General features: G+C 66.7%; 28 protein-coding genes. 10 read left to right on the forward strand and 18 right to left on the reverse strand.

Going from position 1 to position 25,685, the window contains the following annotated elements; all coding sequences use genetic code 11:
* Positions 1-298 precede the first annotated feature (298 nt).
* The 3 genes from AC1KVE_RS08845 to AC1KVE_RS08855 form a co-directional block, all read right to left on the reverse strand.
* The gene (locus AC1KVE_RS08845; protein ID WP_228328364.1) at positions 299-1,954 is read right to left on the reverse strand and encodes a phosphoethanolamine transferase; all 1,656 of its coding nucleotides are present in this window, start codon (positions 1,952-1,954) and stop codon (positions 299-301) included.
* Positions 1,951-2,715, reverse strand: coding sequence for a phosphatase PAP2 family protein (locus tag AC1KVE_RS08850; RefSeq protein WP_104594180.1), 765 nt, complete (start codon positions 2,713-2,715; stop codon positions 1,951-1,953). The genes AC1KVE_RS08845 and AC1KVE_RS08850 overlap by 4 nt, the downstream gene beginning before the upstream one ends.
* A 100-nt stretch (positions 2,716-2,815) precedes the next feature.
* Positions 2,816-4,549: an ArnT family glycosyltransferase gene (locus AC1KVE_RS08855; protein WP_481092771.1), complete on the reverse strand. Its 1,734-nt coding sequence runs from the start codon at positions 4,547-4,549 to the stop codon at positions 2,816-2,818.
* Between the two features lie 136 nt (positions 4,550-4,685).
* On the opposite strand from AC1KVE_RS08855, the gene AC1KVE_RS08860 reads away from it, so the two are divergent.
* On the forward strand, positions 4,686-5,402 hold the full coding sequence (locus AC1KVE_RS08860; protein WP_016901685.1) for a response regulator transcription factor: 717 nt from the start codon (positions 4,686-4,688) through the stop codon (positions 5,400-5,402).
* Positions 5,395-6,690, forward strand: coding sequence for a sensor histidine kinase (locus tag AC1KVE_RS08865; RefSeq protein WP_481092772.1), 1,296 nt, complete (start codon positions 5,395-5,397; stop codon positions 6,688-6,690). Before AC1KVE_RS08860 ends, AC1KVE_RS08865 begins: the two co-directional genes overlap by 8 nt.
* 177 nt (positions 6,691-6,867) lie before the next feature.
* On the opposite strand, the gene AC1KVE_RS08870 is transcribed toward AC1KVE_RS08865, so the two are convergent.
* From AC1KVE_RS08870 to AC1KVE_RS08890, 5 genes are all read right to left on the reverse strand, one after another.
* A complete protein-coding gene (locus tag AC1KVE_RS08870; protein WP_425522542.1) occupies positions 6,868-7,359 on the reverse strand; it encodes a hypothetical protein in 492 nt (163 codons plus the stop codon).
* Positions 7,360-7,428: 69 nt separating this feature from the next.
* Positions 7,429-7,686, reverse strand: a complete 258-nt coding sequence (minE, locus tag AC1KVE_RS08875) for a cell division topological specificity factor MinE (protein ID WP_005994583.1) — start codon at positions 7,684-7,686, stop codon at positions 7,429-7,431.
* 2 nt (positions 7,687-7,688) lie between these two features.
* On the reverse strand, positions 7,689-8,498 hold the full coding sequence (minD, locus tag AC1KVE_RS08880) for a septum site-determining protein MinD (protein WP_046342008.1): 810 nt from the start codon (positions 8,496-8,498) through the stop codon (positions 7,689-7,691).
* Positions 8,499-8,533: 35 nt separating this feature from the next.
* Positions 8,534-9,280, reverse strand: coding sequence for a septum site-determining protein MinC (minC, locus tag AC1KVE_RS08885; protein WP_016901690.1), 747 nt, complete (start codon positions 9,278-9,280; stop codon positions 8,534-8,536).
* 3 nt (positions 9,281-9,283) lie between these two features.
* Complete coding sequence (locus AC1KVE_RS08890) at positions 9,284-9,883, reverse strand: GNAT family N-acetyltransferase (RefSeq protein WP_481092773.1); 600 nt, start codon at positions 9,881-9,883, stop codon at positions 9,284-9,286.
* A 226-nt stretch (positions 9,884-10,109) separates the two neighbouring features.
* Between AC1KVE_RS08890 and AC1KVE_RS08895 the strand changes: the two genes are divergently transcribed.
* The 5 genes from AC1KVE_RS08895 (at position 10,110) to AC1KVE_RS08915 (ending at position 14,647) form a co-directional block, all read left to right on the forward strand.
* Positions 10,110-11,306, forward strand: coding sequence for a sensor histidine kinase (locus tag AC1KVE_RS08895; RefSeq protein WP_481092774.1), 1,197 nt, complete (start codon positions 10,110-10,112; stop codon positions 11,304-11,306).
* Entirely contained in the window at positions 11,306-11,947 is a 642-nt protein-coding gene (locus AC1KVE_RS08900) for a response regulator (protein ID WP_016901693.1), read from the forward strand. Before AC1KVE_RS08895 ends, AC1KVE_RS08900 begins: the two co-directional genes overlap by 1 nt.
* Before the next feature lie 374 nt (positions 11,948-12,321).
* Positions 12,322-13,503, forward strand: coding sequence for a polyketide cyclase (locus AC1KVE_RS08905; protein ID WP_024939464.1), 1,182 nt, complete (start codon positions 12,322-12,324; stop codon positions 13,501-13,503).
* A gap of 95 nt (positions 13,504-13,598) precedes the next feature.
* Positions 13,599-13,970 carry a DUF423 domain-containing protein gene (locus AC1KVE_RS08910; protein ID WP_481092775.1) on the forward strand — a complete coding sequence of 124 codons (372 nt, stop codon included), beginning with the start codon at positions 13,599-13,601 and terminating at the stop codon, positions 13,968-13,970.
* 2 nt (positions 13,971-13,972) lie between these two features.
* Complete coding sequence (locus tag AC1KVE_RS08915; protein WP_126965669.1) at positions 13,973-14,647, forward strand: DNA-3-methyladenine glycosylase family protein; 675 nt, start codon at positions 13,973-13,975, stop codon at positions 14,645-14,647.
* 37 nt (positions 14,648-14,684) lie between these two features.
* Here AC1KVE_RS08915 and AC1KVE_RS08920 read toward each other — a convergent pair whose 3' ends face one another.
* The 4 genes from AC1KVE_RS08920 to AC1KVE_RS08935 form a co-directional block, all read right to left on the reverse strand.
* Positions 14,685-15,482 (reverse strand): M15 family metallopeptidase, encoded by a 798-nt coding sequence (locus tag AC1KVE_RS08920; protein ID WP_481092776.1) that lies wholly within the window; start codon positions 15,480-15,482, stop codon positions 14,685-14,687.
* Positions 15,483-15,637: 155 nt separating this feature from the next.
* A complete protein-coding gene (locus AC1KVE_RS08925) occupies positions 15,638-15,817 on the reverse strand; it encodes a type II toxin-antitoxin system antitoxin (protein ID WP_047128318.1) in 180 nt (59 codons plus the stop codon).
* A complete protein-coding gene (locus AC1KVE_RS08930; protein WP_016901699.1) occupies positions 15,814-16,098 on the reverse strand; it encodes a hypothetical protein in 285 nt (94 codons plus the stop codon). Before AC1KVE_RS08930 ends, AC1KVE_RS08925 begins: the two co-directional genes overlap by 4 nt.
* 9 nt (positions 16,099-16,107) lie before the next feature.
* Positions 16,108-16,977, reverse strand: coding sequence for an SPFH domain-containing protein (locus tag AC1KVE_RS08935; protein ID WP_016901700.1), 870 nt, complete (start codon positions 16,975-16,977; stop codon positions 16,108-16,110).
* A gap of 127 nt (positions 16,978-17,104) precedes the next feature.
* Between AC1KVE_RS08935 and purT the strand changes: the two genes are divergently transcribed.
* Positions 17,105-18,304: a formate-dependent phosphoribosylglycinamide formyltransferase gene (purT, locus tag AC1KVE_RS08940; protein WP_481092777.1), complete on the forward strand. Its 1,200-nt coding sequence runs from the start codon at positions 17,105-17,107 to the stop codon at positions 18,302-18,304.
* 100 nt (positions 18,305-18,404) lie between these two features.
* Here the strand turns inward: purT and AC1KVE_RS08945 are convergent, their stop codons facing one another.
* Entirely contained in the window at positions 18,405-19,634 is a 1,230-nt protein-coding gene (locus AC1KVE_RS08945; RefSeq protein WP_481092778.1) for an endonuclease/exonuclease/phosphatase family protein, read from the reverse strand.
* Positions 19,635-19,686: 52 nt separating this feature from the next.
* Positions 19,687-20,601 (reverse strand): arginyltransferase, encoded by a 915-nt coding sequence (locus AC1KVE_RS08950; protein ID WP_039519976.1) that lies wholly within the window; start codon positions 20,599-20,601, stop codon positions 19,687-19,689.
* Between AC1KVE_RS08950 and AC1KVE_RS08955 the strand changes: the two genes are divergently transcribed.
* Positions 20,492-21,229, forward strand: a complete 738-nt coding sequence (locus tag AC1KVE_RS08955; RefSeq protein ID WP_016901704.1) for an EF-hand domain-containing protein — start codon at positions 20,492-20,494, stop codon at positions 21,227-21,229. The two genes, AC1KVE_RS08950 and AC1KVE_RS08955, sit on opposite strands and share 110 nt — an antisense overlap.
* A 186-nt stretch (positions 21,230-21,415) precedes the next feature.
* On the opposite strand, the gene AC1KVE_RS08960 is transcribed toward AC1KVE_RS08955, so the two are convergent.
* The 4 genes from AC1KVE_RS08960 to AC1KVE_RS08975 form a co-directional block, all read right to left on the reverse strand.
* Positions 21,416-22,609: an RNA polymerase sigma factor gene (locus AC1KVE_RS08960; protein ID WP_481092779.1), complete on the reverse strand. Its 1,194-nt coding sequence runs from the start codon at positions 22,607-22,609 to the stop codon at positions 21,416-21,418.
* A 99-nt stretch (positions 22,610-22,708) separates the two neighbouring features.
* Positions 22,709-23,218, reverse strand: coding sequence for a putative signal transducing protein (locus AC1KVE_RS08965; RefSeq protein ID WP_016901706.1), 510 nt, complete (start codon positions 23,216-23,218; stop codon positions 22,709-22,711).
* 148 nt (positions 23,219-23,366) lie between these two features.
* On the reverse strand, positions 23,367-24,281 hold the full coding sequence (gene tesB, locus AC1KVE_RS08970) for an acyl-CoA thioesterase II (protein WP_016901707.1): 915 nt from the start codon (positions 24,279-24,281) through the stop codon (positions 23,367-23,369).
* A gap of 71 nt (positions 24,282-24,352) precedes the next feature.
* On the reverse strand, positions 24,353-25,123 hold the full coding sequence (locus AC1KVE_RS08975; RefSeq protein ID WP_481092780.1) for an enoyl-CoA hydratase/isomerase family protein: 771 nt from the start codon (positions 25,121-25,123) through the stop codon (positions 24,353-24,355).
* Positions 25,124-25,176: 53 nt separating this feature from the next.
* On the opposite strand from AC1KVE_RS08975, the gene AC1KVE_RS08980 reads away from it, so the two are divergent.
* A complete protein-coding gene (locus AC1KVE_RS08980; RefSeq protein WP_481092781.1) occupies positions 25,177-25,617 on the forward strand; it encodes a copper chaperone PCu(A)C in 441 nt (146 codons plus the stop codon).
* Positions 25,618-25,685 lie beyond the last annotated feature (68 nt).

The raw sequence follows: 25,685 nt of genomic DNA on the forward strand, positions 1-25,685 counted from the left end.
ATCCATGCCGCGTAAGGTCCCGCGACGGTGGGCGGGCAAGGACCAGTGGAGATGGTCGGTGTGCACGGTAAGAGCAGTGCCTGATGCGCGTTGTTCGGAGCGTCGTGCGTCCGAAAATCTTTCCATCGCAAGCCGCGCAGCAAGTCTTCAAAAAAGAAGCCGACCAACTTACTGGCGCGGTGTCCTTGCCGGCATGGATGCCGCCAAGGAGCCTCCACGGGAGGATTCACGGCGTGTCGCGCGAGCGGCTAGGGCACCGTGCCTTCGATAAGCCATGCTTGAAGAAATCCAGCCGCATTTATCCCGTGCATTGCGCGAACAGATCGCGCTCGCGTGCATAGGCGCTGGTCTTGACCTGCATCAGCCCGAGCACCGACGGAAACAGCGCGTCCTGATCGGTGTACTGGCCGGCACGGTGGCGCAGGCAGGTTTCGTCCAGGCCGCGGTCGCGTGCGAACTCCGGCGAGAACCACATCACCATCGGCACGTGGGTCTGCTCCTTGGGCGCGATCGCGTACGGCACGCCATGCAGGTAGAGGCCTTTTTCGCCCAGTGATTCGCCGTGATCGGAGAGGTAGATCATCGCGGTGTCGTAGTCCTGCAGCCCGCGCAGCGTGTGGATGGCCTGGTTGAGGAAGTGATCGGTATAGGTGATGGAATTGTCGTAGGCGTTGACGATGTTCTGGCGGCTGCAACTGCCCAGATCGGCGGTCTTGCACACCGGCTTGAAGCGCTCGAACTGTGCCGGGTAGCGCTCGAAGTAACTCGGCCCGTGGCTGCCGAGTTGATGCAGCACCACCACGCGGTCGCCGGGCTTTGCGCGCACTTGCGCAGCCAGGTCGCTCAGCAGGATCTCGTCCATGCAACGGCCGTCGGCGCACAGCCCTGGTGTGGTGGCATCGTCCAGCTTCTGGATGTCCAGGCCATCGCAGACGCCCTTGCAGCCGGACTGGTTGTCGCGCCACAGCGTGGAAATGCCGGCGTGTTCGAGTACATGCAGCAGCGACTGGTGGCCGCGGATCGTGTCCTCGTTGTAATCGCGGCGGCCGAATGGCGAGAACATGCACGGCACCGAGACCTCGGTGCTGGTGCCGCAGGAATGCATATCGGGGAAATTGATCACCCCGGCCTGCGCCAGCTCGGGCGTGGTCTGGCGCGCATAGCCGTTGAGGCCCCAGTTCTGCGCACGTGCGGTTTCGCCCAGCACCACCAGCAGCAGGCGCGGACGGCTTCCCGGTGCACGTGGTGTGGCCATGGCATCGTGTTCGACCGGTTGCTTGGGCGCATGCTTGATTGGCGAATCGGATTTGAGATTCTGCCGCAGTGCCACGATGTAATTGATCGGCGTGGCCAGGTAACGCACCTCGCGGTGATTGCGCATCAATGCCGAGACGTCCTGCGACGACAGCATCGCGCCGGCCGCGCCGACCACTGCCACCACCAGCAAGAAGCCGGCGCGGATTGCCAGTGATCTGCCGATGCTGCGTGCTTGCAGGCGCGTGCGCCACAGCAGCGTGGCCGGAATCAGGAAGTAGCACAGCAGCGGCAGGATCAAGCCGGGCGTGAGCAGTTCGCGCGATTCCTTGTGGTCGGTATGCAGCACATTGCGCAGCATGTCCGCATCCAGGTAGACGTTGTAGCTGTCCATGTAATGCGCAGCCAGCGCGGTGGTGAACAGCAGCAGCGTCAACAGCGGCTTGGCGTTCCAGCGCCACACCAGCAGGCCCAGCAATAACGCATGCACGGCCACCAGCAAGGCCATCAACGAGATGGCAAACCCGAGACTGCCCGGATGCGTGGCCATGGCCGTGTGCCAGAACAGCTGGTTGCACACCAGTGCGAAGAACAGACTCGACAACAACACCAAGGTTTCGGTCGAGACCGTCGGTCGCGTCGTCCAGCTCAGTGCGCGCAGGCGCTTGAACCCACGCGATTGCGGTAGATAGGTACTCATGCTGCATCCCCCGATTGCAACACCACAACATTGGCGCGATGCGGTCGAGCCAGCATCACGCAGTACAGTGCAAGTGCAGTTCCCCAACACACCGCCAGCGACCACAGGTCATGCGACAGGAAATGCGCGCCGCGTAATTGCTGTGCAATCCCGAACAACAAGCCTGCCGCGATGCCCAGCCACAATGCAGGAACACGCCACGCGGGACGTAGTGCCAGCGCACAGAAATACAGCGCCACCCACGCATAACCGGCGCTGGCATGGCCTGCAGGAAAACAGCCGGACGCAGCAATGCCGTGGCGCGATTCGAATAGCCCGATCATCTGCTGGGTGCCGCCGTAACGGCTCAGATCCCACGGGCAATCCATCGCCGTCCACGACTTGAGCAATGACACCAGCGAGGTCGACAGTGCGATCGATGCAGCCAGATACGTCAGCGGCCAGCGCAGCACACGCAGGCGCGGCCGGCACCAAGCAACCAGCGCCAGCACCAGCACGCTGACAGCGCCAGCGGTGCTCAACCATTTGCCGACGCGGTGAATCACGCCACTGGTGAACCAGTGGTCCTTGAGCAGCCACTGCCCACCTTCCAGGCGATACAGCGCATCGGCAACCCACTGATCGCCGCCGGCGCCCATCAACAACGCGCTGAGCACCAGTACGCCTGCCAGCGGCAGCCATAGATGCCGAACGAGAAAGCGGGTTTGCGCAACAGTGGCTGTGCGCGCCAGGGCAGGTGCGTATACGGGAAGCGTGGTCATCGAAGCATCGGCCGGTGGTCTATGCCCGGCATCTTCGAAAGCGGCATGTCGGAAAGCGGTCGGACCGGAGTTGTCCGGCGGTTAACGCGCTATCCGGCGTTCAGTCTGTTTCGCTGTCGCCACTGCCGGTGTTGGTGTCGGAGGCGGTTACAACGCAACCGGCATGCCATGCCGTGCCCGGCACCAACTGCCATTGATTGCGGTTGGACTCGCCAATATCGATCCGTTGCGCCGGATCGATGCACGCCGGTACCGCCTGCTTGAGGACGAACAGCCAACGGCGCTCAGGTGCGTGTGCAAGCCATGGACCTGCCTTGGCCCACTGTTGCTGCCAACTCGCCTTGAAGCCGAAGTCGGTGACCGGTCGATCCGCCTGCAGCATGTTCTGCTCGCGCCAGGCCAGCATGCCGAGCTCGGCCTCCGGGCCGATGCGCTGTCCCACGCGCTGCATCAAGCGGGCGGCAGAACTGTACGGGTCCAGTGCCGGCATCAAGCCCAGGCCGTACACGCTCCATAGTGCGGCGGTCACCACCACCACCGCGGTGCCGGTGCGCTTGCCACGCGACCATGCAATTGCCGCCAGGCCGACCACACCCAAACCGATCAACCAGACACCCACTGATCGCAGCGAGGCCAACTCCATCCCGCGCTGCAGGGCGGTGTTTTCCGCCCAGTGCAGATGCAGGGCGATACCGCTGCCCAATGCAAGAGCGGCCAGCGCAAGCAGCAGCAGGTAGCCAGTCAGCAATATGCGGACACCACGCTTGCGCAGTAGCCCGGCCAGAAGCGGTGCGGCGGCGATGCACAGGGCCGGCAACATCGGAAAGATGTAGACCTCGCGCTTGCCCGGGCTGGCGCTGAAGAACACCAGCACCAACACGCTCCAGGCAAGCAGCAACAGATAGCGCGGGTCGCCGCGTCGCAGCCGCCGCCACCAGGCCGGCAGCAACCAGGGCAACAGCAGGCAGCCGGGCAACCACAGCGTGGCGATCACCTGCAGGTAGTACCAGGCCGGTTTGACATGATGCCAGGCGTGCGCATAACGGGTACCGGTCTGCTTGAACAACAACTCGTGCGCGTAGGCATGCAGCGCCGGGTCGTTGCTCTGCCACAACGCGATACCCAGCGGACCGAGCCATACCGCAGTCCCCGCCAGGAACGCGGGCAGCACCAGCAACCAGCTGCGCCCGGCCTGTGCGCGTGCCGGCAGCACACGCCAGTGCCTGCGCGGCAGCGCCATCCACGGCAGCAACAGCAGCAAGGGAAGAAAGCCCACACCCTTGGTCACCGTGCCCACGCCGGCGGCGAACAATCCCAGCGTCCATGCGCGCCAGTCCGGCCCGCGCAGCAGATGCCGCAGCATCCCCCACAACGACAGCGTGGTCAGCGCCACCAGCACCATGTCGATCTGCGCACGCTTGGCCATCAGGCCGAACTGCAGCACCGCAAACAACGCCAGTACCGCATGCCGCGCCACGCGTCGGTTCCACAACCGCCGCGCGATGTCCCAGGTCAGCCATAACGTGACGAGCGCAGCCAGCAGCGACGGCAGCAGGAAGGCGACCGGCCAGTGCGGCACCAGCTCGTAGCTGGCTGCCTGCAACCACATGAAGACCGGCGGTTTTTCGGCATACAGCTCGCTGCCCCGGTGCGGCAATAGCCACTGACCGGTCGCGACCATGCTGCGTGCGGCCAGCACAAAGCGCGGCTCGTCCGGCGGGTTGGGCTGGCGCAGGCCCAGCCCGGCCAGCAGGCTGACGACGATCAGCAACACGGCGGCGAGCAGTGCGCGCTGGCGGGAAGTGGCGGCTGAGATGGCAGGCGACACGCGCACGCCCCGATCGGTGGGGCGCCACACTATCCGGCAAGCAGGTCGGAATTTTGTCGGAGTCATCCAGAGCGGCTGTGTTCGGCCAGGCTCGGTTAGGATGCGCACATCGTCCCTGCCGGGCCGCCCTGGAAACGCGCTCATGCGGCTGCTGGTCATCGAAGACAACCGCAACATGGTTGCCAACCTGTTCGACTATTTCGAAGCGCGCGGGCACACCCTTGACGCAGCGCCCGACGGCATCACCGGCCTGCATCTGGCCACCACCCAGCAGTACGACGTGCTGGTGCTGGACTGGATGATGCCGCGCATGGACGGCCCGGAAGTGCTGCGCCGCCTGCGCGAGCAGCACCAGTCCGAGCTGCCGGTGATCATGCTCACCGCCCGCGACGAGTTGCCCGACAAGATCGCCGGCTTCCGGGCCGGTGCCGACGACTATCTGACCAAGCCGTTCGCGCTGCCGGAACTGGAGGTCCGCATCGAGGCCCTGCTTGCGCGTGCGCATGGACGCCGACGCGGCAAGTTGTTGCAGGTGGCCGATCTGCGTCTGGACCTGTCTACGCTGGAAGCCACCCGCGCCGGCCAGGTGCTGCATCTGTATCCGGCCTGCCGCAAGCTGCTGGAAGTGCTGATGCAGGCCAGCCCCGCCGCGGTTACCCGCCAGCGGCTGGAGCAATCGCTATGGGGCGACGATCCGCCCGATGGCGACATGCTGCGCTCGCATATCTACGAGTTGCGTCGCAGCGTAGATGGCCCGTTCGCGCAGAAACTGATCCACACCCTGCCGCGGCTGGGCTATCGCCTGGCGCCGCTGGAAGGTGCCGGCGATCCGGCCGCGGGCGAGTGCAGCGATGCTTAGGCAGCGCCCGTTGGGCCGCCGCGTGCTGGTGTGGTTGTTCGGCTACACGCTGCTGATGGTGCTGGCGGTGTTCGGCACCGCGCAGTATCTGCACGAGCGCGCAGAACACGGCGTGTGGCGCTCGTTGTTGAATTCGGAGCTGGACAGCATCCTGGATCGCAGTGCGCAGAATCCGGATTACCGCTGGCAGGACTCGGACACCTTGCGGCTGTATCGCGTCGACGGCGGCGCGGCAGTGCCGCCGGTCTTGCGCACGCTGCATCCCGGCCTGCACGACGAGCTGGAAATCGCCGGCCGCCAGAGCGCGGTGATGGTGCGCGACACGCCGCATGCCGGGCGCCTGGCGCTGGTGCTGGATATCACCGACTTCGAGGCGCTGGAGCAGTTCATCACCCGCTGGATGCTGGCGGCAGGCGTCGCGCTGATCGGCATCACTTTGCTGATGGGCACTTATGCGATGGCGCGGCTGGTGCGCCCGCTGGTGGAGCTGGCGCGCGACATCGGTGCGCTGCGTCCCGAACGGCGTGCACAACGCCTTGCTGTTGGCCCGCAGGGCAGCGCCGAGTTGTACGTGATTGCCGATGCGCTCAACGACTATCTCGATCGCAACGGCCAGTTTGTCGAACGCGAACGCGCCTTCATCGACAGTGCCAGCCACGAGTTGCGCACCCCGCTGGCAGTGATCGGCAACGCCGCCGAACTGGCGCTGGAACAACCCGGCACACCGCCGGCGGTGCGCCACCAGCTGGAGCGCATCGCGCAGACCAGCGCCGCGGTGGAGCAGTTGATCACCTTGTTGCTGGTGCTGGCCAAGGACCCCGGCCGGCTGACGCGCAGCAGCGATACGCTGCGTCTGGACCAGTTGCTGCCGGAGATCGTCGCCGACCACGCGCATCTGCTCGCCGACAAGGATCTGCAGGTACTCACCGATCCGCTTCCGCCATGCAGCCTCACCGCACCGGTGGCGATCGTGCAGACCGCCATCGGCAATCTGTTGCGCAACGCGATCGAGAACAGCGACCGCGGCATCATCCGCGTCTCGCTATCGGCACCAGGTGTGGTGCGCATTGCCGACCCGGGCCACGGCATGACGCCGGAGGAGATCAGCGCGATCTACGCGCGCCTGGCGCGCGGCAACACACGCCAGGGCAACGGCATCGGGCTGGAACTGATCGGACGGCTCTGCGAGCATCTGGGCTGGCATCTGAACCTGGATTCCAATGCCGGCCAGGGCACGGTGGCGACGCTGGACCTGTCCGGGGCATTGGCCGCGACAGCGAAGGGATGATGGGGCAGTCACGCGGGCGGTGACATCGCACGTGGTCGCGCACACGCCGCGTGTGCGGCATCTGCCAGCGCCCGACGGCTGTTTACTACGGCGTGGCAGCCACTGCGTTGAGTGGACCCATCGACTGATCACGAGAGCCGCATCCAGCGCAACGCCCCTCGACCACGGCGCGGGCACTCAGGCCGGCAGCAAGCCGCGCGCGCTCAACCAGCTGCGCGCATTTTCCGCATCCTGCTCGAACCAGGCGCGCGTGGATCCCAGCCGGTAGGTGTAGCCCCAGGTGTCCATGTCGGTCATCAGGCGCGCGCTGCCCACGCCCGGCAATTGCTCGGCCAGCAGGATCTGCAGATAACAGGTGGCGTCTTCCTCATCCACCGAATCGGTGGCGTCGGTATGCACAGCCGCGCGCTTGTCGGCCGGCAGGACGATCAGGTGCCCGGCCTCGTGCAACAGCGAATGCACCGGCGTGTCGTCACGCACATAGACATCGCAGCCGATGATGCCGGCTTCCGGTTCGCCCCAGAAACTGCCAGGGATCGGCGCGCCGGCTTCCACGCGATGCAGGCGCAGGCCATAGCGGGCGAGCAGCGCGGCCGGTGCGTCCAGGCCGATATCGCCCACGCACAACACGCTGGCTGGCTCGGCGCTGGGAGAGGAATCGATGGTCACACGCAAGGGCTCGCGGTTGGTTCGGGCCGTCAAGGCGGCACCGTGCAAACACGGTGCCGCAGGGGACGCTTACTTGTCGCCGTCTTCGGGCAAGGCAACCGAAATATCGAGCACGTCATGCTCGCCATCCTTGACCAGATCAACCCGCACCGCATCGGCGTCGATGTTGACGTACTTCTTGATCACTTCCAGCAATTCGCGCTGCAGCAGCGGCAGGTAATCCGGCCCGCCGCGGTGGTTGCGCTCCTGCGCAATGATGATCTGCAGGCGGTTCTTGGCCGTCTCGGCGGTGTTCTTCTTGCTCTTGAGAAAATCGAGCAGGCCCATGCTTACCCTCCGAACAGCTTGCTGAAGAAGCCTTTCTTCTCCACGGATGTGAATCGCATCGGGCGCTCTTCGCCCATGATGCGGGCGACCGCGTCGTCGTAGGCCTGGCCGGCCGGGGACTCGGCATCCAGGATCACCGGCTCGCCCTTGTTGGAGGCGTTGAGCACATCGCCGGATTCGGGAATCACGCCGATGGCCTTCAGCCCCAGCACTTCCTCCACGTCGGTGATGCTGAGCATCTCGCCGCCTTCCACGCGGCCCGGGCTGTAGCGGGTCAGCAGCAGGAAGGCCGGCACGGTTTGGCCTTGCTCGGCCTTGCGGGTCTTGGAATCGAGCAGGCCGATGATGCGGTCCGAGTCGCGGACCGAGGAAACTTCCGGATTGACCACCACCACCGCGCGGTCGGCGAAATACATCGCCAGGAACGCGCCTTTCTCGATGCCGGCCGGCGAATCGCAGACGATGTAGTCGAAGCCGTCGGCGGCCAGGTCCTTGAGCACCTTCTCCACGCCTTCCTGGGTCAATGCGTCCTTGTCGCGGGTCTGCGAGGCAGCCAGCACGTACAGGTTGTCGAAGCGCTTGTCCTTGATCAGCGACTGCTTGAGCGTGGCTTCGCCATGCACGACGTTGACGAAGTCGTACACCACGCGCCGCTCGCAGCCCATGATCAGGTCTAGGTTGCGCAGACCGACGTCGAAGTCGATGACGGCGACCTTCTTGCCGCGCCGTGCCAGCCCGCAGGCCAGGCTCGCGCTGGTGGTGGTCTTGCCAACGCCGCCCTTGCCGGAGGTGACTACGATGATTTCAGCCAAAGGATTTCTCCGAATATTTCTGTGGTTGGGCTGCGTCAGTCCAGCGCAGCGATCTTGATCTGATCCTGCTCCAGCCAGACCTGGACGGCCTTGCCACGCAGGTCCATGGGAACATCGTCCAGCACCTTGTAGTGGCCAGCGATGGCAACCAGTTCGGCGTGGAAGTCGCGGCAGAAGATGCGCGCGTCAGGGTTGCCCTGGGCGCCGGCCAACGCGCGGCCACGCAGGGTACCGTAGATATGGATGCTGCCGTCGGCGATGACCTCCGCCCCGGCACCGACCGTACTGAGCACAGTCAGGTCGCAGTTCTCCGCATACAGCTGCTGGCCCGAGCGCACCGCGTTGCGTTGCATGCGCCCAGGCGCCGGCCGCGCCGCGGGCGCTGCGGGTTCGGCACGCGCCGGTGGTGGCGGGGGTGGCGGCGGGCTCACCGCGGTCGGCTCGTATTGCGCGCGGAACTTGGCCAGCAGCGGTACGCCGAGCTGCTGCGAGAGCAGGTCGATCTCGCTGGTGCCGTAGGCCAGTGCCACCGGCAACACGCCGGCATCGCGCAGGCCGTCCAGCAGCGCCTTGGCCGTGGCCAGGTCCGGTACCTGCGACAAGCCGCCGAAATCCAGGATCACCGCCGCGCGTCCGAACAACTTCGGCGCGCGGGTCACGCGCTCGCGCATCTCGCGCACCAGGCGCGGCACGTCCAGCGTGCGCACGCGCAGGTTGGCAATGCCCACCTGGCCGATCTTCAGTTCGCCGGCCTGTTCAAAATCCACATTCACGCTCGCCACGCCTCAGCTCCCCGTCGACGGGTTGTCGGTGGCGGCGGCGTGACGCGGCCGGCCGACCCACGGCAGGTGGTCGGGCAACTTGCCGGCATAGGTCTCCTTGACCCACGGATAGCTGCACATGTCTTTCATCAGCATGCTGGCGCGCACCTCGACATCGGCCATGGTGTTCTGGCCGACCTCGCGGAAGCCGAAGCTGCCATGGAACAGCAGCGCCGCATCGGCGCCATGGTCCAGGAACACCTCGCAGGCCAGTTGCGGGTAGCGCAACTCGGTGTAGCTCTGCACATCGGCATAGAACGCACGCCCGACGCCACCGCCACGACGGCGGCTGGCGACCACGATGCGGTCGATATAGAAGAATTCCGGGTAACGGTCCCGGAACCAGGCGAAATTGCTGCTGTCATGCGCACTGCTGCTGCCGAACCCGACCAGGAACCCGGCCAGGTTGCCGTCGCGCTCGGCGACGCGGAAATATTCGGCCTGCTCGTAGAAACGTTGCAGCTTGGTTGAATCCAGCGGCAGGATTGCCAGTCCGGCATTGTTGTTCAGGGCCAGGACGGAATCGAGCTCGTGCTCGCGCACGTCGCGGATAACGATCGACATTGGGACTCCGTGGGGTAACGCTCTCGACCCGAAATCGGATCTGCGTCGGATTATTGCATGCGTGGCCTGAAGCGGCGACCCGCCGTGTGCTGCCAGCCAGGCATGAGAACCGACTGCAGCATGCCAATGCCGGCAGCTCCTGCTGCCAGGCCCGGCGCGCCATGCCACACGCATGCATGACTTCCGGCAAGAGGGCAGCCGCCCGGCGAGCGCCTAAGATGCCTGCATGTTGGGATACCTCAGTCATACGCGCGTCCTGCGCTTCGCCGGCCTGTTCACCTGGGCGATGATCGCCATGCCCTTGGTGTACACCTACTGGCCGGCCGCCGAAGAGGGCGACCACCGCAGCGTGGCCGAAGGCCTGCTGATGTCGGCATTCTTCGTCGGCTTCGGTGCCAGCTACTTCTGGCTGACCCGCGGCCTGAGCAGCGGCGGCCGTGCGCATTGGTACGACCGGCTGATTCTGCTGCTGCTGACCATCTTCGCGCTGGCGGTCAGCTATCTGAGCGGGACCGGGCTGGGCAGCATCCTGATGATGGTGGCGGCCGGGGTGATCCCCTGGCTGCTGCCGCTGCGCATCGGCGTGGCCTGGCTGGTGCTAAGCCAGCTGGCGGTGCTGCCGGTGTTCTATTACCTGCGCCCGGACTTCACCCTGTTCGCCGCGCTGATGCAGTCGCTGCTGTACGGCGGCTTTTCGATGTTCATCTTCGTGACCAGCCTGGTCGCGCGCCAGCAGACCGATGCCCGCGAAGAACAGCGCCGGCTCAATGCCGAGCTGCGCGCCACCCGCGCGCTGCTGGCCGAAAGCGCCCGCGTCAACGAGCGCACTCGCATCTCGCGCGAGCTGCACGACCTGCTCGGCCACCACCTCACCGCGCTGAGCCTGAACCTGGAAGTGGCCGGCCACATCACCGACGGCCAGGCCCAGGAGCACGTGCGCCAGGCGCATACGCTGGCCAAGCTGCTGCTCACCGACGTGCGCGAAGCGGTCAGCCACCTGCGCGACAGCGGCGCGATCGATCTGGAAGCGGCCCTGCGCCCGCTGGTGACCCAGGTGCCGTCGCTGGACATCCACCTGGACATCGCCCAGCCGCTGACCCTGGACGACCCCGAGCGCGCCCACGTGCTGCTGCGCTGTACCCAGGAAATCATCACCAATGCGGTGCGCCATGCCGGTGCGCGCAACCTGTGGATCCAGGTGCGGCGCGATGCCGACACCGTGTTGATCGACGCGCGCGACGATGGCCATGGCGCCGACACGGTGGCGCCCGGCAACGGGCTGCGCGGCATGCGCGAGCGGCTGAACCAGTATGGTGGCCAGCTCGAGATTCAAACCCGGCGGGGTGACGGCTTCGGCCTGCGCATCTCCGTCCCAGGCGCGCCGGCACTGATGCCTGCGGCCGTGACTCAAGGAGTGTTCTGATGATCCGTGTGTGCCTGGTCGACGACCAAACCCTGGTACGCCAGGGCATCCGCTCGCTGCTGGCGCTGGATAACGGCATCGAGGTGGTGGCCGAGGCCTCGGACGGCAAGCAGGCGGTTGAGCAGATCCCGCAGGTCCAGCCCGATGTGGTGCTGATGGACATGCGCATGCCGGTGATGTCCGGCCTGGAGGCGCTGCAGATGCTCTCGCGCAACGGCACGCTGCCGCCGACCATCATCCTGACCACCTTCGACGACGACCAGCTGGTGCTGGCCGGGCTCAAGGCCGGCGCCAAGGGCTACCTGCTCAAGGACGTCTCGCTGGAACAACTGGTCGGCGCGATCCGCACCGTGGCCGACGGCGGCTCGCTGGTGCAGCCGGCGGTGACCCAGCGCCTGCTGTCGGGCCTGGAGCACATGCGCAACGAGTTCGTCAGCCTGGACCGGCCCGATCCGCTGACCGACCGCGAGACCGAGATCCTGCGGCTGATGGCCAGCGGCTTCTCCAACAAGGAGATCGCCAACTCGCTGGGCGTGGCCGAGGGCACCATCAAGAATCACGTCTCCAATATCCTGTCCAAGCTCGGCGTGCGCGACCGTACTCGCGCGGTGCTGAAGGCCTTCGAGCTGCAATTGGTCTGATCGGCAGCGCAGGCGGCGCGGCGTGCGGCATGGCGGCCACGCGTGCGCGACGCTGCGCGTACGCCAGGGCACCCGGCGGGGTGGTCTGGTCGTTTCCGACCTGATCACGCACGCGGCCGGGAGGCAGAACGTGGCGCCGGCGGCAATCGCATCACACACAGGCATCGCGCGATGTGCATGATAGCTGCGCGCAATCTGACCAAACCCTTGTGCAGGTTGGGGTTGCGCAGTCATGGGCTGCGCGGTTGCGCGGTGGATGACACCGCAAGACCGCGCTACCCGTCGCACAACTGAACATCTTTCTCGAAGCCTGCTAGGATGGCGGCTTCGCTTCACTCAACCCGGCCGTGGGATCGGCCCCGGAGACCTCCTGAATGACCCGTATTATCGAGTTCCTGATCGCCTTGGGGATCGTGGCTGGCTTGTTTGTCGTGGTGGGCTTGGTGTTGCCCTCGGAGCGGCAGATGTCCGAGAGTGTTGAGACCAACCGCAGGATGACGATTGTTTACGACACCGTGAACAGCTTCCGTCGTTTCAAGGATTGGAACCCGCTTGTGCTGCGTGACCCGAAGATCCAGCTGAAGCTGGTCGGCCCGAACGAGGGCAAGGGTGCACGCGTCGAATACAGCTCCACCGAAGGCTATATCGGCGACGGCAGCTGGGAGATCACCAACAGCGTCAAGAACGAGCGTGTTGAGATTTCGATCGACGATCCCACCAAGGGCTACGACAAAGTCACCAACTTCACCCTTGCGCCAACCGGCAAGAACAACAAGAACGTCAAGATCACCCAGGACTACAGCGTCAAGTACGGCTGGAACCTGTTCGGTCGTTATGCCGGCCTGTATGTCAGCCGTCACGTGGGCGACGACCTGAAGCTGGGTCTGTCGCGTCTGGCGACCGCGCTGGCCACCGTGCCGAATTTCGACTACCGCGCCCAGCTCGACGGCAAGCCGGTGTTGAGCGATCTCAAGCTCGTCGATGTGCCGGCCGAGGACCTGCTGGTCGTCAACGCGGGCAACATCGATCGTGACAACGAGACGATCAAGAAGTCGATCAAGGACAACCAGGAGTGGATCAAGCGCGTGATGGACGCCAACGGCCTCGAGGCTGCTGGTCCGGTTCGTATCGTGACCACCGACTTCGCTAGCGACAAGTATGCGTTCGACGTCGTGCAGCCGGTCCGCAAGCGTGCCGGTGGCGCGCCGAAGACCGATGCCAAGGCCGACACCGCCAAGGCCGATGCCAAGAAGGATGACGCCGCGGCTGCCGCACCTGTGGATGCAACCCCGGTTGCTGCAGCGGGCGAGGAGTTGAAGGTCAACATCCCGTCGGAAGCTCCGGTCAAGTACGAGCGCACCAAGGCACACCGTTCCGCGTTTGCGACCTACGCAGGCCACATGGCCGGCCTGGACGCAGTGCGTAGCTCCCTGCGCGCCTGGGCTGCCACCAACGGCAACGACGTGACCGAGCGTCCGTACGAGTCGTGGAAGGGCGGCGTGGACAAGTCGTTTACGCAGGACGGTACCTACGACGTCTACTGGGCCATCAAGTAATCGTCTCACCACGATGATCTGATCCAGACAAAAACGCGCCGCAGTCCTGCGGCGCGTTTTTTTTTGCGCCACGGCGCTGCAATGGAATCGCCTTTATGTCCCTGCTCGAACGTCGCAAGAAACATCCGTCGCTTCTGGCGTTTTGCGGCGCCTTGCTGGCCGCCATCGCGGTGGGCCTGTCGGCCTATGCCTCGCACGGGGTGGCCGATGCGCTGGTGCAATCGCGGCTGCAGCTGGCAGCGCTGTATGCTTTCGGCCATGGCGCCGTGCTGACGGTGCTCGGCGCTACCGAAACGCGTGCGCTCGGCCGGGTCGGCCTGTATCTGCTGTTGCTCGGCACGCTGCTGTTTGCCGGCAGCCTGGTCGGCGGCGCGCTGCTGCACTGGCCGACCAGCCTGGCACCGATTGGCGGCACCAGCCTGATGCTGGGCTGGGCGGTGCTGGCGATCGGCGCGTTGAGGCGCTGAGCATGCCGCGCCATGCCCGCGGATTCGATGTGGAGGCCGCCTTCGCGCACCTGACCCGGCGCGATCGTGCGCTGGGCGCGTGGATGAAGCGCATCGGCCCGATCACCGCGCAGCCGGGTTGGCGCAAGCCGTTCGATCCGGTGGACGCGTTGGCGCGCGCGATCCTGTTCCAGCAACTCAGCGGCAAGGCCGCATCGACGATCGTGGCGCGGGTGGAAGCGGCCATCGGTGCGTCGCGCCTGCATGCAGACACGCTCGGTCGCATCGACGACGCGGCACTGCGTGCGTGTGGCGTCTCCGGCAACAAGTCGCTGGCGTTGCGCGATCTGGCGCGCCGCGAGCGCGACGGCGAGATTCCCTCCCTGCGCAGGCTCGCCTTCATGGACGAGGAAGCGATCGTGCAGGCGCTGATCCCGGTGCGCGGCATCGGCCGCTGGACGGTGGAGATGATGCTGATGTTCCGCCTGGGGCGCCCGGATCTGCTGCCCGTCGATGACCTGGGCGTGCGCAAGGGCGCCCAGCGCGTGGACAGGCAGGAACAGATGCCCACGCCGAAGGAACTGGCCATCCGCGGCGAACGCTGGGCCCCGTACCGCAGCTACGCCGCGTTTTATCTATGGAAGATCGCCGACTTCAGCGTGGCAGCCAAGGTGCCGACGCCGCGCTCGCAGGAGTAGGGCGTTGCAGTGCGGTGCGTGCGGCTTGCCGCGCGCATTACGCCGCCGACCAACGCCAATGCCAGGGCTCGTAGATGATGCCGTAGGGATTGTCGCGCGGATAACTCAGCCGGTAGCCAAAGCGATCCGCGTTGTCGCGCAGCCACGCGAAGGCCGGCGTGGTCTCGAAGGATTCTTCCACCGGCGGCTCGCCGGGCGTGCCGATATCCAGTGCATCGCCGCTGTGGTGTTCGCTGAAGCCGGGCGCGGTGTTGACCGCCAGGATTTGCGGCACCGTCAGGCCGCGCGCCAGCTTGCGTTCGAAGATCGCCAGTTGGTAATCGTGGCTGCGATACCCGGACAACGCATCCAGCAGCACGCCAGCGCGTGCAGCGTCGGCCTGCATCTGTCGCCATGCACGGCTTGCGCCGGCGCTGAGCCACAACGGACGCGCAAAACGATCGCGTCCGGCAAAGTGCAGGGCAGCAGGTTCGGCCACCAGGCTCAGCCCGGTCTGCCGTGGATACGCCTCCACGTCGATTTCCAGTTGCGCCAGCCGCTGCTGCACGCCGCTGACCGGCAACAGCGTGCTCGCATGGTCCGATGCACGCCCGCCTGGCAGTTCCAGCAGCGCCAGTGCCTCGTCCAGCCCCGGCTCGTACGCCAGTCGCGGGATCAACGGCATCACGCCCTGCGGCAGATGCGCGGCCAGGTAGCGTCCGTCGCGCTTGCGCCGCAGCAGCCAGTCGGCCTGCGCCAGCACGCGTGCATCCGCATTGCCGCGCGCACGCGGCAGGTCTGCCGGCCACAGTTCGATGTCGGAGGTGTTGAGCAGAAAGCGTGGGGAGTTGCGCATCGCCGCAGCTTAGCGGGTGCCACGTGAGGGCAGCCAGTGCGGAGCAGCGTGAACGCTTCCGTGCAGCGATAAAGATGCTCCGCTGAGCGGCGGTGGGGCGGATGCATGCGAGTGGAAGCTGATCCGTTCTGACGATCACTCACGCCTGTGCTTGTTCAAGCACCGGCGTCCTTGTCGCCCTGCGGCTTCGGCAGGCGCCCGGCCTTGCGTAGCGCATCGCGCAGCACGTATTCGATCTGCGCGTTGAGGCTGCGCAGTTCGTCGTCGGCCCAGCGCTGCGCGGCGGCCAGCACGTCGGCGTTGATGCGCAGCGGATAGGCCTTCTTCTCGCTCACTCGCGCTCCTGGCGGCCGCTATGGCGGCGCAGGTGCATCACCATCGACACGATCAACACATTCACGCCGACGAGCATGCCGATCACCACCGCATAGATGCCGGCGCGGTTGTCGCCGGCCCAGTACAGGCAGGCAGCACCGATCAGGATGACCAGGCTGATCAGGGCCCAGCGCAGCCCCAGGCCGCGCGCGCGGTCGTCGTCGTCCGCACCGATGGAGGCGGCGATTGCCAACGCAGGCAAGCCGGAAAGCGCGACGACCAACGGCACCATGACATTCATTGCATCACCTCAATACAGCGAGCCGGCGTTGACCACCGGTTGGGTGCCACGATCAGAACACAACACGGTGAGCAGGTTGCTGACCATGTGCGCCTTGCGCTCTTCGTCCAGCTGCACCACGCCGTTTTTCTGCAGTTCGGCCAGCGCCATTTCGACCATGCCCACCGCACCGGCGACGATGCGCGTGCGTGCGGCGATCACCGCATTGGCCTGCTGGCGTTGCAGCATGGCCTGGGCGATTTCCGGCGCGTAGGCCAGGTGGCTGATGCGCGCTTCGATCACGTCCACGCCGGCCTGGGTCAGGCGCTCGTCCAGATGGCGCTTGAGCTGTTCGCTGATTTCGGCCGGATGGCTGCGCAGCGAGATCTGATCGTCTTCGTGCTGGTCGTACGGGTAGCTGGTGGCCATCGCGCGCAGCGCCGCTTCGGACTGGATATGCACGAAGCTTTCGTAATCGTCGACGTTGTAGACCGCCTCGGAAGCGTCCAGCACCTGCCACACGATGACCGCGGCGATCTCGATCGGGCTGCCGTCCAGTTCGTTGACCTTGAGCCGGCCGCTCTCGAAGTTGCGCACGCGCTGGCTGACCCGGCGCTTGGCATAGAAGGGGCTGTTCCAGCGCAGGCCCGGGTCCTTGACCGTGCCGACGTACTTGCCGAACAGGCTCAGCACCGCCGCCTGGTTCGGCTCCAGCGTGTACAGGCCGGCCAGCATGAAGATGCCCGCCGCCACCACCAGCAGCGCAATCAGGAACCCGGCTGGAGTCGGGCTGCCGGCCGCCAGGGTCGTGAGAATGAACCAGGCGGCGCCCGCGAACGCGGCGCCAGCGGCGAGGATGACTGGAATGCCCGGCAGTGAGCTGATCGGCTTCTCTTTCATGAGGTGGGTGTCCTTGGGGAGTGGAAAAAAGATATCAAAGTGATATCAGTTAACGCAAGTCTTGCGGTCGGCGGCCGTGGTGACGGCCCGTTAGAATGGCGGCCCCCTCCCGATCTGGACTGCGCTCATGACTATTCTCGGCACGCCGTTGTCGCCTTCCGCCACCCGCGTGTTGTTGCTGGGCTCGGGCGAGCTGGGCAAGGAAGTGGCGATCGAATTGCAGCGCTTCGGGGTGGAAGTGATCGCCGCCGATCGCTACGCCGACGCGCCGGCGATGCAGGTCGCGCACCGTTCGCACGTGCTGGACATGCTCGATCCCCAGGCGCTGCGCGCGCTGATCGCCCGGGAGCAGCCGCATCTGATCGTGCCGGAGATCGAGGCGATCCATACCGAAACGCTGCTCGCGCTGGAACGCGAGCAGGGCCAGCGGGTCATCCCGACCGCGCGCGCCGCTCGCCTGACCATGGACCGCGAGGGCATCCGTCGCCTGGCTGCCGAAACACTGGGCCTGCCGACCTCGCCGTATCGCTTCGTCGACACGGCTGCCGAGTATCGCGAGGCGATCGCCGCGGTGGGTCTGCCGTGCGTGGTCAAGCCGGTGATGTCGTCCTCGGGCAAGGGCCAGAGCACCCTACGCAGCGAGGCGGACATCGAGGCGGCCTGGGACTACGCGCAGACCGGCGGACGTGCCGGTGCCGGGCGCTGCATCGTCGAGGGTTTCATCGACTTCGATTACGAGATCACCTTGTTGACCGTGCGGCATGCCGGCGGCACCTCGTTCTGCGACCCGATCGGGCATTGGCAGAAGGACGGCGACTACCGCGAGAGCTGGCAGCCGCAGCCGATGTCAGCGGCCGCCTTGCAGCGCTCGCAGCAGATCGCGCAGGCCATCACCGACGACCTGGGCGGTCTGGGCCTGTTCGGCGTGGAGTTGTTCGTCAAGGGCGACGAGGTGTGGTTCAGCGAGGTCTCGCCACGCCCGCACGACACCGGCCTGGTCACGCTGGTCTCGCAGGAGCTGAGCGAATTCGCCCTGCACGCGCGCGCGATTCTCGGCCTGCCGGTCGGTGCGGAAAACGGCGGCGTGATCCGTCAGAGCGGCCCGTCGGCGTCGTGCGCGCTGCTGGCGCACGGTCACGGCGTGCCGGCCTTCGACAATGTCGCGCAGGCCTTGCGCGACCCGGACACCGCGCTGCGCCTGTTCGGCAAGCCGCGCGTGGACGGTCACCGCCGCGTCGGCGTCACGCTGGCGCGCGCGGACAGCATCGACGCCGCGCGCGCGAAGGCGCGGGTAGCCGCAGAGGCAGTGCAGATCCAGCTGGACTGAGCGCTGCGCGGGTCATGGCGCGGTTGCGGCGACCAGCCGCAATCGCGCCACGACACAAGCAACCACCCGACGCTTCAAATCCCCAATTTCCAATCCCCAATCACCGCCCCCCAGCCACATCCACCCAAACCGCATGATGATCGCTGCCATCGGCGATCGCCGCTTCCGGCGTGGCGCTGGCGGGCCAGAAGATGCCGCTGCCGACCAAGGTGAACTGGCGCGAAGGCAGCACGTAGTCCAGCCGCATCGTGCCCGCCTGCGGCCCGAAGTCGCCGGTGACCTGGTGCGGGTCGCCCGCATGGGCAATGCCTTGCGCGGCGTATTCGGCGGTTTTTTCCGGGCCGCCTGCACTGTGCGGCGTGGGGTACTGCAGCACCCGCGGGTGCGTGATCAAGGCGCGGATCGCATCGTGCCGGCCGGCGCCGTCGACCGGATCGTTATTGAGGTCGCCGAGAATGACGAAGCGCGCATCGGCGGGCAGCCCGCCGCAGCGGCCCTGGTCGTCGCACAGCCAGCTGGCGTCCTTGGGATTGTCCAGATACTCGCGCCACAGCCGCAGCTCGTCATGGTTGCGGGCGACGTTACGCTTCTCGGCGCCATCGAACACCGGCGGGGTGGGGTGCGAGACCAGTGCGTGCACCACACCGAGCGGCGTGCGCACCGGCACGTCCCAATGCGATTTGGACGACAGCCGCAGCTGCGCCCAGATCGCGTCGGGATAGAACGATTGTTTGCTGGACGGGTCGGTCGGGCGCAGCGCACCCGGCAGCGCGCTCCATTTCAGCAACTGGAAACTGCGCACCGCCTGCGTGTCGATCGGGTAGCGCGACAGCACCAGCATGCCGTACTGGCCGGGATGCAATCCGTAACCCCAGGCATCGTTGCCGCGGGTGCGGCCATCGCCACCGACGCTGCCGTTGTTGTCCAGATCCAGGCCGCTCGGCACGCCGGTATTGACCGGGGCCAGGTAGCGATACGGGTAGCGCAACGCTGCGCCGCCGCCCGGCTGGGCGACCTCCAGATAGCGCTGCTGGAACAGATCGGCGGCGCGGTGCTCGGGGTCGAAGTCGAACTCGTTGAGCAGCACCAGATCCGGACGCACCCGCTGCAGCACCGCGGCGATCTTGCGCGCATGCGCGCTGTCGCCCTGCAGTTCGCGCACCAGGCCGCCGGCCTGATCCGAATACAGCGAGGTGTTGTAGGTCGCGATGCGTAGCTGGGCCGGCGCGGAGGCGGCAGTTGCCTTGGCGCTTGTCTCCGGAGAGGTCGCCTGATGGGCGCAGGCGGCGCAGAGCGCGGTCAGCGCAAGCAGTAAGAGAGGTCTGATCATCGCGATATTCTCGCATGTGCAAGACGACAGCCCGATGTCGTCCCGGCGGGGTTCACCCTTCCGGTGCAGCGGCAGGAAGCCCGCGCCACTGGCGGCCGTCGTAGGCCTCCAGCGCGCTGAAGCGGCGCTTGTAGTTCATCTTGGCATGGCCGTCGATCCAGTAGCCCAGATACACATGCGCGCGGCGCTCGCGTTGCGCCCACTGGATCTGCTGCAGGATCGCAAAGGTGCCCAGGCTGCGCGCAGTGGCATCCGGTGCGTAAAACGTATAGACCGCCGACAACGCATGCTCGGTGACATCGGTGACCGCAACGGCGAGCAGCCGCCCAGGCGCATGCGCCACCGCCGGTTCGCGGATTTCCAGGAAGCGTCCATGCGACCAGCCGCCGATCAGGAACTGGTCGAATTCGGTGGCGCCATGCTCGTCCATGCCGCCGCCGGGATGGCGGTGCTTGAGGTACTGCCGGTACAACGCGAGTTGTTCGTCGGTGCGCTCGGCAGCAACCACGCGCACCACCAGGTCCTGGTTGCGCGCCAGGCAGCGGCGCTGGCTGCGATCGGGCCGGAACGCATCCACCGCGATGCGCACCGGCACGCAGGCGCGGCAACGTTCGCAATGCGGCCGGTAGACCAGATCACCGGAGCGACGGAATCCCCATGCCAAGGCCTGCGGATAGATCGCACCCAGACGCGGGTCGTGCGGATCCAGCACCAGGTCGCGCGCACGGCGCTCGGACCAGTAGCCACAGGCATGCTCGCCGGTCTGGAACAGGCGCAGGTCGTCATGGGTGTCGGCGTGGATGGCCATGGCGTCAGGATAGCGCCTGCGCGTCGCAACGGCGGCGACTGTCCGCCGGATGAATACGCCCGGTTGCCGCGTCAACGCGCGCGCCGATGGCTCGTTGATGTGGGTGTTGGTGGCAGCGCACGGTGGATCCGGATGCGCCACCCACGCGATGCGGCCCATGCAGGTGCCGCGTGTGGTTCCCACATTCCAGGAGTTTCTCATGACGTCTCGCAAACCGTTTCTCGCACTGGCCGTGCTGGCTGCCCTGTCCACCGGCGCGGTGTTCGCCGCTCCGCCTGCCGCCGGCGATGCGCCGCGTCCTGCCAAACTCGACAAGAACGGCGATGGCGTGATCGATCGCAGCGAAGCCGCCGCCGACCCCAGGCTGGCCGCACAGTTCGACACGCTGGACACCAACAAGGACGGCAAGCTGTCGCGCGACGAGCGGCCGCATCATCGCGGCCCGGGGCGCGGTGGACGCGGCGAATGGCTGAGCAAGCTCGACACCAACAAGGACGGCCGCATCAGCCGCGAAGAAGCCAAGGCCGACCCCAAGTTCGCCGCGCGCTTCGATGAGATGGACATCAACAAGGACGGCTTTGTCGATCGCGCCGACCGTGAGCTGCGCATGCAGCAGCATCGCGACGCATGGTTTGCCAAGGCCGATACCGACAAGGACGGCAAGCTGAGCAAGGCCGAGTTCGATGCCGCATCCAAGCAGCGTGGCGAGCATGGCCGCTGGGGTCAGGGCGAGCATGGCGATCACGGCAAGCGTCCGATGCCGGCCAAGCCTGCCGCGGGCAACTGAGTTCATCCAGTCGCTTCCCCGGTCGCAGTGCTGCGACCGGGGCAGCACTGTCGTCATACGCAGCATGTAAACCGCAACACGCAACAAGGCGCCGATCGACCAACGGCCTCCCGCGCAAGCAGGAGGCCGTTTTTGTTGACAGGAATGGTCGCACTTGCCGCATGCGGCGATGGCGCCACGCCGGGATCAGAGCATCCCCAGCTTCATGTAGTGCCGCACGATGGGCAGCATGACCGCCGCCGTGCTCACCAACATCGCGCCCGGGCTGAACATGCAGCGATACAGCAGCGGTGCCCGCGTGCTGCCGCGTCGTTGCGCATCGCGTTCCAGCATCGGGCGCATGACGCGTGGCAGCACCCGGATGGATTGGTAGTTGAGCACCGCCATGCCTGCGCCCAGCAACAGCAGCGATGCCCATGCGCCGGCATCCAGGCGTTTCAGCAGCAGCGTGCTGCCCACCACCAGCACCGACGTCAGTGTGGTGATGTGCAGGAAACGACGAATCGCCGCTGCCTCGGCGGCGGTCTGCGCAAAGCGCAGCAGATACCAGCACGACCAGTACGTGCCGACGCCGGCAACCAGCACGGCGCCGGCGGCGAATAGCGACGGCAGGCCGAGCCAGAGGCTTAGCGCACCGGCGGCGCCACCACCGCCCAGGGCCGAGCCGGTCAGCCCGCTCACGCCTAATTTGCCCGCGCCCCCCATGCCGGTCAGCACGATGGCCGCGCTCGCCGTCCCCGGCGCGGCCAGCAGGGTTGCCGAGGTCACCGCGGTGGCAAAGGCCACGCTGGGCGCGCTGGCACGGGCGAACTCGCCGAACCGGCGCAGCAGCTCGCCGCGCACGCTGGCACGTGCCCGCGACAGGCGCTTGCGCACGGCCGCATCGCTCAGGCCAAGCAGCGAAGCGACCTGCCGCGAACTCTGGCCTTCGCGATAAAACAGCAGCAGCGTCTCGCGGCTTTCTTCGGGCAATGCAGAAATGATGTCGAGCGCGGCGATCTCTTCTTCCACCTGCAGCAACTGGTCGGCGGGCGAGGGGGCCGGGTCGGCGGCCATCGCGATCGCCAGGTCCGCCGCTTCGCCGCTGAGCGCGCGATGCCGGTTGGCGCGCAGCCAGTCGCGCGCCAGGTTGCGGGTGATCTGCCGCAGCCACGGCAGGAAACTGGCCGGCTGATGCAATTGCGCCAGACGCTGCCAGGCGCGCAGAAAGGCTTCCTGGGCGATGTCTTCGCTGGCGGCGATATCGCGGGTGATCGCCAGTGCGATGGCGGTCACCGTGTTCTGGCAGGCGCGCACGATGCGGCCGTAGGCCTGCTGGCAGCCGGCTGCGGCGACCGGCAATTCGCGTTGCAACATCAGGTCCAGCGTGTCGGTGTGCATCGGCGCAATCCATGTCCTGGTCCCAGCATGACGCAGGCGAGCAGCGGATGTGACCGACGTGATGGCGGTGGCGCCTGGCACACCACCGGGTGGCTGCGCTCAGCGCGCCGGCTGGATCCGTACACGCACTTCGTCGTCCTCTGCGGCGGGCGGTGCGGTGGTGGCGGGCGCTGGCTGCGCGGCCGGCGGTGCCACTGGCCTGGCCGCATCCGGGGCATTGCGATGGCGCAGCACCACGAACATGGCGACCGCGCCGATCACCAGCAGCAGCACCAGCCGGATGCGCCAGGCCCAGCTGCGCGCATTGGTGCTCGAGCCGTTTTCGCCGTCACGGAAGGTGTACTCCACATTCGGCAGATCGCGGCGGGTGGTGTCGAGCAGGCGTGCGTCGCGCAGCAGATCGCGGGCGCGCGGCTGGTCGTCGGCGTGCACGATCCACACCGTGGGGTAGGCCTGGGCGTTGCCCTGTTCGAGATAGCTGAACTGGCCGCTGCGCTTGCTCTCGTAGGAGCGGCCGTTGCTCATGCGCACGTCGATACCGGCGTTGCGCAGGAGATCGGCCACGCCTTCGGCGGTTTCGATACGTTGACTGCTGAAGATCTTGCGCATGCTTAAGGAGTGCCAGCGATTGCCGAGCAGGGCGCGCTGCGAATGCGCTTGCTCGAGCTGAAAGAAAGGAGCGGCAAGGAAGTTGATCCAGGCCGGAAAGTGCAGGCGGCCATCAGCATGCCTGGGCGCGACGAACGCGGTGCAGCAATCAACATGGCGAGTCGTTTGCCGGCACCGCGATCGCGCTGCCGTCGGGCACCACGCGGATCAGGCCTTCCTGGGTGGTGCTGGCGACCAGCACGCCATCGCGGGTGAAGAACTGCCCGCGCGCCAGGCCGCGCGAACCCTGTGCGGTGGGGCTGTCGAGTGAGTACAGCAGCCAGTCGTCGGTGCGGAACGGGCGGTGGAACCACAGCGCGTGATCGAGCGAGGCCATCTGCACGTTCGGCGTGTAGTAGCTGATGCCATGCGGAAAGGTGGAGGTGCCCAGCAGCTGAAAATCCGAGGCATAGGCCAGCAAGGCCTGGTGCAGGCCGACGTCGTCGCCGACCGGGTCGCTCAGGCGCAGCCACATCTGCTGGAATGGCGGGCGCTTGGGCGGCTTGAGTTCGTCGCGCGGAAACACATGGCGAAACTCGAACGGGCCGCCACGCGACAGCCAGCGCTGCACCTTGGCAGGCAGTTTCTCCAGCACCTCCGCCGCCAGCGGCGGGGTGGGTTCGATGTCTTCGGGCGGCGGTACCACCGGCATCGCGGACTGGTGTTCGGCGCCGTCTTCGCGCTGCTGGAACGAGGCCGCGCAGAAGAAGATCACCTTGCCATGCTGGATCGCGGTGACCCGGCGCACCGAAAAACTGCCGCCATCGCGGGTGCGATCGACGTCGTAGACGATCGGGTGGTCGATATTGCCGGCGCGCAGGAAATAGGCATGCAGAGAGTGCGCCTGGCGGCCGTTGTCCACGGTGGCCTGCGCGGCGGCCAGTGCCTGGCCCAGCACCTGTCCGCCGAACACGTACTTGGTGCCGATATCGCGGCTCTGGCCGCGGAACAGGTTGTCTTCCAGGCGCTCCAGCGACAGCAGGCTGATCAGTTCGGAGACGACGGGTTCGGCAGTGGCGGACAAGGGGCTGGCCTGGGCGTGCGACGGACCGCGATTATAGCGGGCCGCCCCCTGCGCGCCGTGCGGGAGCGCCTTCAGGCCTTCTGCAGCCGCGCCACCAGGCCGTGCAGGGCGGCCTGCGCATCCGGCGCGTACCAGCCGTCGATGAAGCGCTCCAGCTGGATCAGCTCGGGCGCCAGCGCCGCGCGCAGATCGGCGCGGGCAATCGCGCGCGTGGCCAGCATCGGCTGGCGCGGCAGCTGCTGCAGGTCCTGCAGCCAGGCCACCGCGCGCGCGGTGACCAATTCGCCATCGACCAGTTCGTCGACCAGGCCGATCGTGACCGCCTGCTCGGCCGGCAGCAGCTGCCCGGAGATCAGCAGGCGCTCGGCGCGGTGCGCGCCGACCACGCGGCGCAGCAGGCGCTGGATGCCTTCCGGCGCAGCCAGGCCCACCTGCACCTCGTTCAAGCCGATCGCATACGGTTTGGCGGTATCGGCGCTGCGCGCCATCACCCGGTAGTCGCAGCACAGTGCCAGCACGCAGCCGCCGGCCGGCGCATGCCCGCCGATGGCCGCGACCACCGGCACGCGGCTGTTGGCCAGCGCCTGCGCGGCCTCGAAGAAGGCCGTCCAGCTGGCCAGCAACGCGGCGCGGTCGGTGCCATGCGCCAGCAGGTGTGGCACGTCCATGCCACCGGAAAAGATCCGCTCGCTGCCCGACAGCACGATGCCGTCGGTCTCCTCGCCGGCCTGCTGCACCGCAGTGCTCAGAGCCTGGCACAGCGCGCTGTCCAGTGCATTGACCGGCGGGCGCGCCAGACGGATTTCGCGAAGACGGCCATGGTCTAAGATCTGGATGCTCATTCGGGGCTCCTGGAGGTTGGGTCATGATAGACGGCAGTCGAAGCAGGCAGCGCATGTGCGGACGCGTGCTGCTCGGTGCATGGGTGATGCTGGCAAGTGCAGGCGTTGGCGCGCAGTGCCTGCCCGAGTTCAAGGGCGGCTGGATCCGCATTCCGCCACCCGGTGGCATGGGCATGGCAGCGGGCTTCGGGCAGTTCTACAATGGCTGTGCGCAGCCGTCGAAGGTCACCGCGGCCAAGAGCAGTGCGTTTGCCGATGTGTCCATCCACGAGACCACGCAAACCAACGGCGTCAGCCGCATGCGCGCCGTGCCGGAGCTGGCATTGCCGGCCGGTAAGTCGGTGCCGCTTGCACCGGGCGGCCTGCATCTGATGCTGATGGAAGCGCGTGCGCCGCTGCAGGAGGGTGCGCAGGTGCCGGTGACCTTTACCTTGCAGGATGGCCGCGAGGTCAAGACCACGCTGCAGGCGCGCAAGCGCGCGCCGGGTTCGTAGACGCGCGCAATGCGCGGCTGAGCGGAGTCTGGGTCCTGCAGTGTTTGCCGAGCCCACTGCGCGATGTT

The sequence above is a fragment of the Xanthomonas sp. NCPPB 2864 genome (genome assembly GCF_056675615.1).

Bases quoted from the DNA above. Each gene is read 5' to 3' on its own strand.
- AC1KVE_RS08845 (WP_228328364.1), bottom strand. From the start codon at position 1,954: ATGAGTACCTATCTACCGCAATCGCGTGGGTTCAAGCGCCTGCGCGCA.
- AC1KVE_RS08850 (WP_104594180.1), bottom strand. From the start codon at position 2,715: ATGACCACGCTTCCCGTATACGCACCTGCCCTGGCGCGCACAGCCACT.
- AC1KVE_RS08860 (WP_016901685.1), top strand. From the start codon at position 4,686: ATGCGGCTGCTGGTCATCGAAGACAACCGCAACATGGTTGCCAACCTG.
- AC1KVE_RS08865 (WP_481092772.1), top strand. From the start codon at position 5,395: ATGCTTAGGCAGCGCCCGTTGGGCCGCCGCGTGCTGGTGTGGTTGTTC.
- minE (WP_005994583.1), bottom strand. From the start codon at position 7,686: ATGGGCCTGCTCGATTTTCTCAAGAGCAAGAAGAACACCGCCGAGACG.
- AC1KVE_RS08890 (WP_481092773.1), bottom strand. From the start codon at position 9,883: ATGTCGATCGTTATCCGCGACGTGCGCGAGCACGAGCTCGATTCCGTC.
- AC1KVE_RS08895 (WP_481092774.1), top strand. From the start codon at position 10,110: ATGTTGGGATACCTCAGTCATACGCGCGTCCTGCGCTTCGCCGGCCTG.
- AC1KVE_RS08900 (WP_016901693.1), top strand. From the start codon at position 11,306: ATGATCCGTGTGTGCCTGGTCGACGACCAAACCCTGGTACGCCAGGGC.
- AC1KVE_RS08905 (WP_024939464.1), top strand. From the start codon at position 12,322: ATGACCCGTATTATCGAGTTCCTGATCGCCTTGGGGATCGTGGCTGGC.
- AC1KVE_RS08910 (WP_481092775.1), top strand. From the start codon at position 13,599: ATGTCCCTGCTCGAACGTCGCAAGAAACATCCGTCGCTTCTGGCGTTT.
- AC1KVE_RS08915 (WP_126965669.1), top strand. From the start codon at position 13,973: ATGCCGCGCCATGCCCGCGGATTCGATGTGGAGGCCGCCTTCGCGCAC.
- AC1KVE_RS08920 (WP_481092776.1), bottom strand. From the start codon at position 15,482: ATGCGCAACTCCCCACGCTTTCTGCTCAACACCTCCGACATCGAACTG.
- AC1KVE_RS08930 (WP_016901699.1), bottom strand. From the start codon at position 16,098: ATGAATGTCATGGTGCCGTTGGTCGTCGCGCTTTCCGGCTTGCCTGCG.
- AC1KVE_RS08935 (WP_016901700.1), bottom strand. From the start codon at position 16,977: ATGAAAGAGAAGCCGATCAGCTCACTGCCGGGCATTCCAGTCATCCTC.
- purT (WP_481092777.1), top strand. From the start codon at position 17,105: ATGACTATTCTCGGCACGCCGTTGTCGCCTTCCGCCACCCGCGTGTTG.
- AC1KVE_RS08945 (WP_481092778.1), bottom strand. From the start codon at position 19,634: ATGATCAGACCTCTCTTACTGCTTGCGCTGACCGCGCTCTGCGCCGCC.
- AC1KVE_RS08955 (WP_016901704.1), top strand. From the start codon at position 20,492: ATGAATACGCCCGGTTGCCGCGTCAACGCGCGCGCCGATGGCTCGTTG.
- AC1KVE_RS08950 (WP_039519976.1), bottom strand. From the start codon at position 20,601: ATGGGCCGCATCGCGTGGGTGGCGCATCCGGATCCACCGTGCGCTGCC.
- AC1KVE_RS08960 (WP_481092779.1), bottom strand. From the start codon at position 22,609: ATGCACACCGACACGCTGGACCTGATGTTGCAACGCGAATTGCCGGTC.
- AC1KVE_RS08965 (WP_016901706.1), bottom strand. From the start codon at position 23,218: ATGCGCAAGATCTTCAGCAGTCAACGTATCGAAACCGCCGAAGGCGTG.
- AC1KVE_RS08975 (WP_481092780.1), bottom strand. From the start codon at position 25,123: ATGAGCATCCAGATCTTAGACCATGGCCGTCTTCGCGAAATCCGTCTG.
- AC1KVE_RS08980 (WP_481092781.1), top strand. From the start codon at position 25,177: ATGTGCGGACGCGTGCTGCTCGGTGCATGGGTGATGCTGGCAAGTGCA.